The sequence below is a fragment of the Enterobacter sp. Ap-867 genome (genome assembly GCF_011752855.1).
Lineage (GTDB): Bacteria > Pseudomonadota > Gammaproteobacteria > Enterobacterales > Enterobacteriaceae > Cedecea.
On record NZ_VWWS01000012.1, the window covers coordinates 70,642 to 82,417 of the forward strand.

Sequence of the window (11,776 nt, forward strand, 5' to 3'; positions counted from 1 at the left end):
TTTGATTGCACCATAAACAAAGGCTTAGCCTGTTATTCACGCTCATCAAATGATGAAAATGATTCATCACAGAGAAAATAGCAGGAAACGCCGATGACACAAACTTATGCGAAACCCGCCGCCGGGTCCTGGCGCGCTTTATCCGCGCCCGGCATTGCACAGGCGCTGATTGCGCTGGACTATGCAATTGTCTACGTCGCGCTCCCCACGCTGGCGCAGAGCCTGAATCTTTCTCTCAGCGAGATGCAGTGGGTGGTTTCCCTGTATGGCCTGACGTTTGCCGCCCTCTTGCTGGCGGGCGGCAGCCTCTGCGACCGGCTGGGGGCACGCCGGATGTTCAGCTTCGGCATGGCGCTGTTTTTACTCTCGTCAGCGGTTGGTGGGCTGGCGCAGGGCGGCACGCTGCTGCTCATTGCCCGCTGCGGACAGGGGATGGCGGCAGCGTTGTTGCAGCCTGCGGTACTGGCGCTGATGGCGCAGCGGTTTCACGGCGAGGCGCACCGACGGGCGCTGGCGATATGGAGCGCCATCGGCGCGCTGGGTCTGGTTGCGGGCGTGATACTGGGCGGGATCCTGGCCGCGCTGGACTGGCGAACCATTTTCTTTATTAACATTCCGCCGGGGCTGCTTGCGCTGTGGCTGGTTCGCCGGGATTATCTCCCGCTCAGCACGCAGGGCGAAAAACAGCAGACGGGCATCGGGTCGCTGGTCGGGTGCTTCGCCGCCGGGGCACTGGTCTGGGCGCTGATGCGCTATGGCGAAACCGGGCAGCCTGACTATATTGCCAACCGCTTCGCCGTTGCCATGGGGATCCTGTTTATTCTGCACGAGCGCTACGCCCCTCAGCCTTTACTGGCCCGCTCGCTTCGCGCTCTGCTGGGCCTGCAAACGGGCTGGCTCAGCAGCGCCTGTTATATGGCAAGCGTGGGGAGCCAGTTTTATGCCATGACGCTATTCTGGCAGCAGACGCTGCAGCAGGATGCCGTTACCACCGGGCTGATGTTCACGCCGCTCGCGCTATTAATCGTCGCGGGCAATACTCTTTTTACCCGCCTGACGGCCCGTTACGCCAGCGCCACGGTTTTGGCCGTCGGGTTTGCCTGTTCGGCACTGGGGCTGGGGCTGCTGTCCGTCGGGGTGGCGTCCCCGCTGTCTGCAGTATTTATCAGTGGTATCGCCTTAAGCGGGCTTGGCCACGGGCTCATCTTCCCGGCGATGTTCGCTGTGGGGCTGTCATCCACCCCGCTTGATCAACAGGGACGCGCCAGCGCCCTGATGGCCACCAGCCAGTATATGGCCGGGGCAATGATGCTGGCGGTGCTTTCCGTCGTGCTCGGGCAGGCTCCCGATATAACACAGTGGGCAACGGCTTTCCGGCTGCTGGGCGCTGCCGCTGTGGCAGGCATGCTGCTTGCGGCATGCCAGAAAGCGAGTTAAACAAGGGCAATCTGCGTGGGGAAAGGTGAGAGAGATTCGGGCCGGATGAATGCTACATTTATACTAACTGTTTAATTCTTCTCCCTTATCATCGAATTTTCCCGCGTTAAGGATCCCAATATGACCCAGCAAGCTGACCAGGCTGACGCTAAACACTACCTTGTGCGCCTGATTGCGGTCGTACTTACCGGCATTCTTGCCGGCATCGCGGGGATGCTTCTCGCGCTGATTTTACACGCTATTCAGCACCTGGCTTTTGGCTACAGCATTGACCAACTGGTTGGGAGCGAGACGTTCCTTGAGGGCGTGACGGACGCCACGCATTTACGCCGGGTCGCGGCGATTCTTGGCGGCGGGGCCGTCGCCGGATTTGGCTGGTGGCTGCTCGCGCGTTACGGCAAGAAAAGAGTGTCTATCGCTGCCGCCGTGGCAAATCCTGCCGTGCCGATGCCTACGGGCACCACCACTGTTCATGCTTTGCTGCAAATCATTACCGTTGCGCTGGGTTCCCCGCTCGGGCGTGAAGTGGCCCCTCGGGAAATGGGCGCGCTGGCGGCCGGGCTCCTCGCCCGGAAGTTCAGCCTGCAGCCGGATGAAACCCGGACGCTGATTGCCTGCGGCGCGGGCGCGGGCCTGGCTGCGGTGTATAACGTGCCCCTTGCCGGAGCGCTGTTCACGCTGGAAGTGCTGCTGATCTCGTTCAGCTGGGAGAAAGCGCTGGCGGCGGTTATCACTTCGGCAGTAGCGGCCTGGGTCGCCACGCTGGGGCTGGGGGATGAGTCGCAGTATCACTTCGCTTCTTTTGCGCTTCCCCACGCGTTTATCGCCTGGGCCATTGTTGCCAGCCCGCTGCTCGGTTATGCAGCCTGGCTGTTCCGCAAGGCGACAACAAGCGTGAGAACGCAGGTAAAAACTAACTGGCAGATGCCGGTATTTTGCCTGCTGGCCTTTGCGCTGCTGGCCGTGCTTAGCCTGTGGTTCCCGCAGCTGCCGGGCAACGGCAAAGGTCCGATGCAGCTTGCCATCAGCAACGGCCTGAGCTTTAACTTCGCGGCGATTTTGCTGGCGCTGAAAATGCTGGTGATCCTCGCCGTCCTGCGAGGCGGCGCTGAGGGTGGGCTGCTGACGCCGGGCTTAACGGTGGGCGCTTTGCTAAGCCTGCTGCTGGCGGTGGTCTGGCAGTTTGTCTTCCCTGGCGGGGACGTGGGCAGCTTTGCGCTGGTCGGTGGCGCGGCGTTTTTAGCCGCTTCGATGCAGATGCCAATCACCGCCGTGGCGCTGGTGATGGAGTTTACCCATATGGATCACGGCTATTTTGCCCCCGCGCTGCTCTGCGCCGCCGGGGCTTATACAACCTGCCGAATTCTGGATAAGAAATACCGGTACTAACCTCTTCAGTGGGAAGAGATAAATGCCGACTCTGCAAGCGGGGCCGGCATGGAAAAATGCTGCCGCATGCGCGCCACCTCGCTAAGCGGCGTGAGCCCAAAAAGACGCTTAAATTCGCGGCTGAACTGCGACACACTTTCGTAGCCCACGCGGGCGCTGGCCGCCGAAGCGGTCAGATCGTTTCGCAGCATCAACAATCTCGCCTGATGCAGTCTTGTGGATTTGAGATATTGCATGGGGGAAGTGTTGGTCACCGCTTTGAAATGGCTGTGGAAAGTGGGCACGCTCATGCCCGCTTCTTTTGCCAGAGCATCAACGTCCAGATGCGCATTAAATTCAGCATGAAGCTTGCGCAGCGCCTTCGCCACTTTGCCAAACTGCCCCTGCATCGTCAGCGCGCTGCGTAACGTCTGCCCCTGCGCGCCCGTCAGTACCCGATAATAAATCTCCCGCATCATAGCCGGCCCCAAGAGATCGGCATCCAGCGGCGTCGACATCACCTGGAGGAAACGCAGTACGGAGGCGCTCATCGCTTCGTCCATCGGGCTGGACATCATGCTGCGTGGCTCGCAGGCCAGCTCAATGCCTCGGCCATCGAGCGCGAGCATCACCTCCGCAGCCAGCGTAAAGTCTAACCTCATGTAGATAGCCAGCATGGGTTCTTCGGCGCTGGCCTCCGTTTCCATGGTGAACGGCACGGGCACGGAAACCATCAGGTAGTGCTGGGCATCATATAAATAGACATCCTCACCTAAAAAACCCCGTTTACGCCCCTGCACCACAATCACAATGCCGGGCTCATAAAGAACCGGGGTTCGCATCAGCGGGCGATTAGAGCGTAAGAAACGGACTTCGTTCAGCGCGGTGAGATTGTAGCCTTCATGCGGGGTTAACCGATCCAGAAGCTCAACCATTTGTTTACTGGCCAGAAGGCTGGCGTTTGTCATAGCGGTTCATCTGGCCAAGGGAAATGTTGGCAGAGTCTGGCAGTGAAACCTCACCTCGTCCAGACACCTCATAGGAATAGGCAAACATCAGAGAGGATCCAGGCTACTCACTCAGTCCTTCCAGCCCTACGATTTACCTCCCATTAACGGAGGACATAATAATGAGCCAGTCGAAGTTATTTTTAATTACCGGCGTCAGCAGCGGCTTTGGCCGTTCGCTGGCAGAAGAAGCCCTGAAAGCCGGACACCGCGTGGTTGGAACCGTGCGTAATCACCAGGCGAAGGAAGCCTTTGAGGCGCTGGCACCCGGCAAGTGTTTTGCCCGAATTCTGGACGTCACCGACTTTGATGCCGCAGCCCCGCTGGCGGCTTCGGTGGAACAGGAGATTGGCGCTATTGATGTACTCGTCAACAACGCAGGCTACGGGCACGAGGGGGTGATGGAAGAATCCCCGATGAGCGAACTGATTCACCAGTTCAACGTCAACGTATTTGGCGCCGTCGCGATGATAAAAGCCTTTTTGCCTGGGTTCCGCACTCGTCGTACGGGCCATATTATCAATATCACTTCGATGGGCGGCTTTATCACCCTGCCCGGTATCAGCTACTACTGCGGCAGCAAATTTGCCCTGCAGGGCATCTCCGAAACGCTGAGCAAAGAGCTCCTGCCTTTTAATATCGCGGTCACCGCCGTGCAGCCCGGTTCCTTCAGAACCGACTGGGCCGGGCGATCTATGGTGCGAAGCCCGCGCAGCATCAGCGATTATGACCAGAGCTTCGGCCCGATTCGCGACGCGCGCCAGAAACGCAGCGGGCAGCAGCCGGGCGATCCGATCAAAGCCGCCAAAGCAATTTTGGCGCTTATCGACAGCCCTCATCCACCGGCAACCCTGCTCCTGGGCAGCGACGCCGTTACCTTCGTCAAAGAGAAGCTTGAGCGAATGGAAGCAGATATTGAGGCGTGGGAAACGGTAAGTCGTTCGACTGATGTGCAGTAGCGGCCCACAAAATAAAAAGGCCCGGTACCCCATAAAGGCTACCGGGCCAGGTGCTTAAAAACCGTTATTTAGCTTCGTTGGCATCCGCGTTTCTCAGCATGTTTCTGACCGGAATAATCAGCGCGGCCAGCACAACGGCGCAGATAACCAGGGCGATAGAGACGTGGGAGAACAGCTCCGGCATCAAGCTAAGCTGATCTTTTTTGATGTGCCCGCCCATAATACCCGCCGCCAGGTTACCCAGCGCGCTGGCGCAGAACCACAGCCCCATCACCTGGCCGCGCATTTTCTGCGGTGCCAGCAGCGTCATGGTCGCGAGGCCGATTGGGCTCAGACACAGCTCACCGAGGGTCAGCAGCAGGATGCTCCCTACCAGCCAGAACGGAGAAACGCCGCTCTGCGTCGCCAGCACCTGGTTTGCCGCCGCCATCATCACCGCAAAACCTGCCGCCGCAAACAGAATGCCGATAACGAATTTCGTCATGCTGCTCGGGTTCAAATTACGCTTAGCCAGCGACGGCCAGAACCAGCTGAAGACCGGGGCTAACAGGATAATAAACAGCGCGTTGATCGACTGGAACCAGATCGTCGGGATTTCAAAGCTGCCCATCTGGCGGTCGGTATAGTCACGCGCAAAGATGTTGAAGGAGGTCGGCTTCTGCTCAAAGGCAGACCAGAAGAACGCCGCCGCAATCAGCAGGATCAGGCAGGCCAGCAGGCGCGAACGCTCGCTGCTGGTTAAGCCCGCAAAGAAGAACATAAACAGGAAGTAGAGGCCCACGCAGGTAGAAATGATGTAGGCGGAGCTTTTCGCTATCACCGTCGGGTTGAACGGAATCGTACCATTGGAGATAAGTACCACCAGCCCGGCAAGCAGCGCCATGGCAAGCGTCACCCATTTACCGACGTTTTTACGCTCGGTCGTCGGGCGGTTCCAGGTGGAATCCAGGCCGACTTCTTTGTCGTAGCGGCGCATTTGCGGAATGGCGTAGAAGCGGAAGATGAACAGCGCAACCAGCATCCCTAAGCCACCCAGGCCAAAGCCCATATGCCAGCCGTATTTTTCATGCAGCGGGCCGATGATCAGCGGGGCAATAAACGAGCCCATATTGATGCCCATGTAAAACAGCGAGAAGCCCCCGTCGCGGCGGGTATCTTCTTTTTTGTACAGCGTGCCGACCATGACGGTAATACAGGTTTTGAACAGCCCGGTTCCCAGGACGATCAGCAGCAGGCCGACAAAGAAGAAGGTGTTGCCCACGAATGCCGACAGCGCAATCGAGAGGTGGCCGAGGGCAATAATCAGCGAGCCATACCAGACGGCGCGGCGCTGCCCGAGCCAGTTATCGGCCAGCCAGCCGCCCGGTAAAGACGTGATATACACACCGCCGGCGAAGATCCCGACAATGGCGGATGCCTGCTCAATCGGCAGCCCCATCCCGCCCTGAAGCAGCGCGGCGCTCATAAACAGAATGAGCAGCGGGCGAACCCCGTAGAAAGAAAAACGTTCCCACATTTCGGTGAGGAAGAGCGAACTTAACGGGTACGGATGCCCGAAAAATGTTTTTGTTTTCGTCGCAGAGTGACTCATCTGTGAACTCCCATAGGTTATCTTTTTTTTGATGCGGTGTTGATAAAACGCCGTTCCCGGCGTTCGGTTGCAGATTTTTAATCATAGGCTGGTCGTTAGCCAGCGGCGGCTACTTTAGCGTAGATCGTTGAAAAATCATCAGGACGAAGAGTAACTTTAGTGTCTAATAGAGGGTTTTTAGATTAAAAATCGACTTAACTCTCATTTTTCATGATAAAAATCTCATTAAATGCGCTTTCATCTTGACAATAAAATCTCAAACAACCAAAATTAAAATCCATTAAAAACAATTAATTAAATAAAAATCACGCTTTTTCACGAAACACTCGCCATTAACCTACAACTCATCAGGGTTTACCCCATTACCTAAGCCCAAAATCGCGTTAACCCCCCATCGATGTATCACTGCGGAATAAAAAATCGGCACCGCTTCTGCGCGTATCCCTGAAACATCACCTCACTGACACGAAAACTTCATCTTTTGCTTATACTTTCACCAACAGGAAGTTAGGAGGAGCTGACATGTTTAGTATCGATAACGTACTTGACGATCTTTGGCCTCAGGCTAAGCCTGCACCCTGGCAAAAAAATCTGTTAAGACGCCTGCTGCATGAGGAAGAGTTTCAGGCCTTTGCCGGGCAATACCCTCATCTTCGTGGCCTCGACATGGTCGAACAGGTACTGGACCACCTGCAAATCCGCTGTAATATCTCTCCCCGTGAATTAGAAAATATCCCTGAAAGTGGCCCCGTGGTGATGATGTCCAACCATCCAACGGGCACGCTTGATGGACTGGCGCTGCTGTATGCCGTTTCCCGCGTCCGCCGCGATGTTAAAGTCGTCACCAATCGCCTGCTCAATCACCTCGAACCGCTGAGTTCTCTGTTTATCCCGGTCGACAATATCAATGGCCGCACGCCTAAATCATCGCTTGTGCAGATGGAACAGCAGCTGCAAAACGGCGGCGTACTGATCTTTTTCCCGGCGGGAGAAGTGTCTCGTTTATCCCGGGAAGGCATTGCCGAAGGACACTGGCACACCGGCTTCATTAAGCTTGCCGCGAAGTACCGCGTGCCGCTTCTGCCGGCCTTTATCCACGCGCGTAACAGCGCCCTGTTTTATGCTGGCGCGATGGTTTCCCCTGCGCTGCCGTTGCTGCTGCTGATGCAGCAAATGTTCCGCCGCCGCAACTCCACTTTGCCAATCACGCTTGGCCAGCGCATTCCCTGGGAAAGCTGGCATAGTCCACAGCAAATCCCGCGCGAACTGGCTAAAAAGTGCCGCCAGCACGTTCAGCTGCTGGGTAAAGGGCTGTCCGGCAAATTCACAACGGAAAGCGCGATTGCCCGGGCGGAAGACCGGGCCACGCTGCGCCGGGAGCTGGCTAAAGCCGAGTGTCTGGGCCGAACCGCCGACGATAAAGTGATTTATCTTTGGCAGCGAAACGACACCAAAGAAGAGGCTCCGCTGCTGCGCGAGCTTGGTCGCCTGCGTGAGATAGCATTTCGCGCCGTAGGTGAAGGCTGCGGCAAACGCCGGGATCTCGACAGGTATGATGACGATTACCTGCATTTAATCCTTTGGGATGAGCAGGACCTGGAGATCGTCGGCGCCTACCGCTTTATGCCTACCGCTCAGCAGATCAAAAAACGCGGTTTAGACGGGCTTTACAGCTATAGCCTGTTCCACTACGACGAAAAAATGGACGATGTGCTGCAGCACGGCATCGAGCTGGGGCGCAGCTTTATTCAACCTCGCTACTGGGGCCGCCGTGGCCTGGACTATTTATGGTCGGGGATTGGCGCTTACCTGGCCCGTTACCCGCAATATCGCTACCTGTTCGGCCCGGTATCTATTTCCGGTGGCCTGCCGCCGGACGCACGCGATCTGCTTGTCGCCTTTTATCGGCTGTGGTTCCCGGCGAGCCATCCGCTGGCCTCGTCCCGCAGCCCTTACCCGGCAAGCCTCCCCGACGTGCTGGCGCAGTTCAAGGGAGAGGATTACGGCGAAGATCTGACTCGGTTAAAATCCCTGCTCAGCAATATGGGCTGCGGCATCCCGACGCTGTATAAGCAATATTCGGAACTCTGCGAGCCGGGCGGTGTGCAGTTTATTGATTTTGGCAGCGACCCGGCCTTCAACAACTGCGTCGATGGGCTGGTGCTGGTGGATTTAACGTTCCTGAAAAAAAGCCGCTATGAGCGGTACGTCGGGATGCATTTATCAGGGCAGGAATAACTGTTAGCTAAGGTGGGAGAAGCAGTCTCCCGCCTCACCTTAAGCTGGCAAAGCCCATTGACCACAATTTTAGTGGTACAATCCACGCCGTTTTCCTTCTTTCCGCCAACATATCATGACAACCACCGAATTTAAGCGCCCGAAGCTTGTGCTGCCGGACGGTGCAAACAAGCTGTTATTGCATACCTGCTGCGCGCCCTGCTCTTCCGAAGTCATCGAGGCTTTGCTTGCCTCGGATATCGACTTTACGATTTTTTTCTACAATCCCAATATCCATCCGCAAAAGGAGTATCTCATCCGTAAGGAGGAGAATAAGCGGTTTGCCGGGCAACACGGCGTGCCCTTCATCGACGCGGATTATGATGCCGATAACTGGTTTGCGCGCATGAAAGGTATGGAATGGGAACCCGAGCGCGGCGCGCGCTGTACGGCCTGTTTTGATATGCGCCTGGAGCGCACCGCGCTGTACGCGGCTGAACACGGCTTCGAGGCGATTTGCAGTTCGCTGGGAATTTCACGCTGGAAGAATTTTCAGCAGGTTTGCGAATGCGGCCAGCGAGCAGCGGCGCGTCATCCGGGAATGTTTTACTGGACCCACAACTGGCGTAAGCAAGGTGGCTCCGCGCGCACGGTAGAGATCTGCAAACGCGAGCAGTTTTATCAGCAGGAGTATTGCGGCTGCGCTTATTCTTTGCGGGATGCCAACGCTTATCGAACATCGCAGGGGAAAGCGTTAATCAAGCCGGGTAACTATAAACATGTTTAAGAAAAGGGAATCAAGGGAACAATGCTCAAGTATTTAAACATAAATTAGTGAACATATGAAATAACGGGAACTATTCCGAAAACTATCGCGTAGAGTCTGGTAAATAACCAGATGTAACAATTCTTCTCACTTGGAGCGGGTTAATCTATATGCGTTAGCGCTTTATCTATTGAGTGATAAATGAGCACCCAAAAATAAATTTAACGATGAAGTTGCGCCTTAATATATAGAGGCTAAGGAGTCGATGAACCAAGACAACTGGGGGAATAGAAACATCAACCTCATAACTCAATGATATTACTTACCAATCCACTTGAATTCTCTAAATTTTTCTCATAAAACATCTCTCCTAAATAATACAACCTTAAGGTTCACCAAGCTCACGAGGAATAAAATACATTTTTTCGTAATGTCAATAACTTTCAGTAACAAACTTTGGTGCTTTTTTTTGACATTTATTTAATTTGGTATTCTTTGTACTCTCGTCTGGGAATGAACTCACATACGTGAACTCTTCATATGAGGATGAATAAGGCGCAAATAAATGCATGTTCATTGATAGTAACTCGCCACAAGTATTGATAATTATTTTCCCTAGTGTACTTGGTATAGTAACGGGCGGTAGCTTACCTGAAAGCGCCATAAGAAAAGGAGCATGCCCCCCTATCTGATAATGCTAATACATTAATATTTTTTTTTGCAAAGATTCAAAGCAACCTCATAAAAATAAAAACACCAGAGTATCAATTATAAATTACCCACTCATTAACACCAGAGCTTAAGGAATATGCTTTGAAAATTAAAAAAATTGCCATGTCGATTTCCATGATCGCTTATGGAATAAACTTTGGAGTTTCAGCATCAAGTGACACTGTATACGAAAGTGGTTCAAGAGAATTTGCAAGCTTTCTCACGTACAGTGAAAAATATAATACCTCATCAAATTTTGTTGTTACAGGATCGGGCACATCAATTGCCGCAAAGTATACTAATACATTACCGCTAAGCGGCACCATAAGTATCGGTAACGGTGCTGCATCGGGCGATAAAGAAGCTTATATGCAGGTGCAAAATGGTGCAACTGTGTTAGCAGAGCAAAATATTTTCATTGGAAGCGATAACAGTCTGTCGTCATATATTGTAGTTTCCGGAAATGGCTCCTCACTAACCAGCCCCCAGATCCGTGTTGGTAATGCTGGAGGAGGTAAAAACAATATTCTCAACATTATCGATGGCGGCAAGGTTAACTCGTTTGATGTTTACACCGGATATGGCGCTGAAGGCACGATTAACGTACAGGGAAATGGTTCAGCTCTGACTGTAAAGCCTGGCCGCGATGCGGCCGGCACCCCATTTCAGCAATTAACAATTGGATCTCAAGGTTTTATCGGAGAACTAAACGTATCCGATGGAGGTATTGTTAATGTCTCTAATGGAGCATTACTAAGTATGGGGGGGACTGGTTACGGCCGAGGTGGAACTGGATATCTCAATATATCTAATGGTGGCATTGTCAATGCAGATATGCTCGCTGCCGGTAACAGCAATGACAATTCTGACACCGCTATTACCGTCATGGGTGAGGGCTCAGCGTTAAATGTTAATACTTTCTATCTCGGCGCAGATGAAGGTACAGCCAAAACTACGGTTACCGACGGAGCAAGCATCACCGTTGCAGACAAATTATACCTTGCGACAAGTTCTGCTGGCACTACGGAGATGATCATTTCCAATGGCGGCAAACTGTCCATTGGCGGGCAGAACGGCATTGTTTATGGGGGAAGCAGTATTCCACCCCTTTTTACTCTCGACGGTGGAATCCTTCAGGCATACAAATCGACGCTAACATCCAGCATCGATATCAATCTAAATGGAAATAGTATCTCTTCATTAGACACTAACAGTGTAGGCATGTCACTTTCAGGCATTATAGCAGGTACGGGCAGCCTACAAAAATTAGGAGATGGAACGCTGATTTTAGGCGGTAACAATACTTATACTGGCGATACTCTGATTGAGAAAGGAACGCTCAAGACGGGTGTGGAAAATGCAATCATGACCTCCCACAGCTTGGTCGTTAACTCTGGTGCCAGTTTAGATCTTGGAGGTTACAATCAGCAAGTAAATGCCCTATCCGGAAAAGGAGAGATTCTACTAGGCGATAATACCCTCACGGAAAATAATACTGCTGGCACCGCTACCACATTTTCAGGCAAGATTTCTGGCAGGGGAGGCATAAGTAAAAATGGTGAAGGCAGCTTTATTTTATCCGGAACCAACACTTACACAGGTACTACTACGGTCAGCCGCGGCACACTTAAAACCGGTGTTGAGGATACTTTTGCCTCCACCTCCGGTGTGACGGTAGCTGAAGGTGCGACCCTTAATCTCAGCGGCAACAGCCAGACCG

8 protein-coding genes are annotated in these 11,776 nt (G+C 53.7%); 6 read left to right on the top strand and 2 right to left on the bottom strand.

The window, feature by feature from the left end; all coding sequences use genetic code 11:
- Positions 1–93: 93 nt before the first annotated feature.
- Both F3J26_RS21885 and F3J26_RS21890 read left to right on the top strand, forming a co-directional pair.
- Positions 94–1,437 carry an MFS transporter gene (locus F3J26_RS21885; RefSeq protein WP_008458523.1) on the top strand — a complete coding sequence of 448 codons (1,344 nt, stop codon included), beginning with the start codon at positions 94–96 and terminating at the stop codon, positions 1,435–1,437.
- Between the two features lie 120 nt (positions 1,438–1,557).
- Positions 1,558–2,826 (top strand): chloride channel protein, encoded by a 1,269-nt coding sequence (locus F3J26_RS21890; protein ID WP_008458525.1) that lies wholly within the window; start codon positions 1,558–1,560, stop codon positions 2,824–2,826.
- A gap of 5 nt (positions 2,827–2,831) precedes the next feature.
- Here the strand turns inward: F3J26_RS21890 and F3J26_RS21895 are convergent, their stop codons facing one another.
- Positions 2,832–3,773: an AraC family transcriptional regulator gene (locus F3J26_RS21895; protein ID WP_008458527.1), complete on the bottom strand. Its 942-nt coding sequence runs from the start codon at positions 3,771–3,773 to the stop codon at positions 2,832–2,834.
- Between the two features lie 161 nt (positions 3,774–3,934).
- On the opposite strand from F3J26_RS21895, the gene F3J26_RS21900 reads away from it, so the two are divergent.
- Positions 3,935–4,771, top strand: coding sequence for an oxidoreductase (locus tag F3J26_RS21900; protein WP_008458529.1), 837 nt, complete (start codon positions 3,935–3,937; stop codon positions 4,769–4,771).
- Between the two features lie 64 nt (positions 4,772–4,835).
- On the opposite strand, the gene F3J26_RS21905 is transcribed toward F3J26_RS21900, so the two are convergent.
- The gene (locus F3J26_RS21905; RefSeq protein WP_008458531.1) at positions 4,836–6,362 is read right to left on the bottom strand and encodes a peptide MFS transporter; all 1,527 of its coding nucleotides are present in this window, start codon (positions 6,360–6,362) and stop codon (positions 4,836–4,838) included.
- A 522-nt stretch (positions 6,363–6,884) separates the two neighbouring features.
- On the opposite strand from F3J26_RS21905, the gene olsF reads away from it, so the two are divergent.
- The 3 genes from olsF to F3J26_RS21920 all read left to right on the top strand — a co-directional run.
- The gene (gene olsF, locus F3J26_RS21910) at positions 6,885–8,600 is read left to right on the top strand and encodes a bifunctional ornithine lipid synthase OlsF (RefSeq protein WP_166995960.1); all 1,716 of its coding nucleotides are present in this window, start codon (positions 6,885–6,887) and stop codon (positions 8,598–8,600) included.
- Positions 8,601–8,715: 115 nt separating this feature from the next.
- On the top strand, positions 8,716–9,366 hold the full coding sequence (locus tag F3J26_RS21915) for an epoxyqueuosine reductase QueH (RefSeq protein ID WP_008458534.1): 651 nt from the start codon (positions 8,716–8,718) through the stop codon (positions 9,364–9,366).
- Between the two features lie 792 nt (positions 9,367–10,158).
- On the top strand, positions 10,159–11,776 hold a 1,618-nt coding region (locus F3J26_RS21920), incomplete at its 3' end, for an autotransporter-associated beta strand repeat-containing protein (protein ID WP_205246600.1).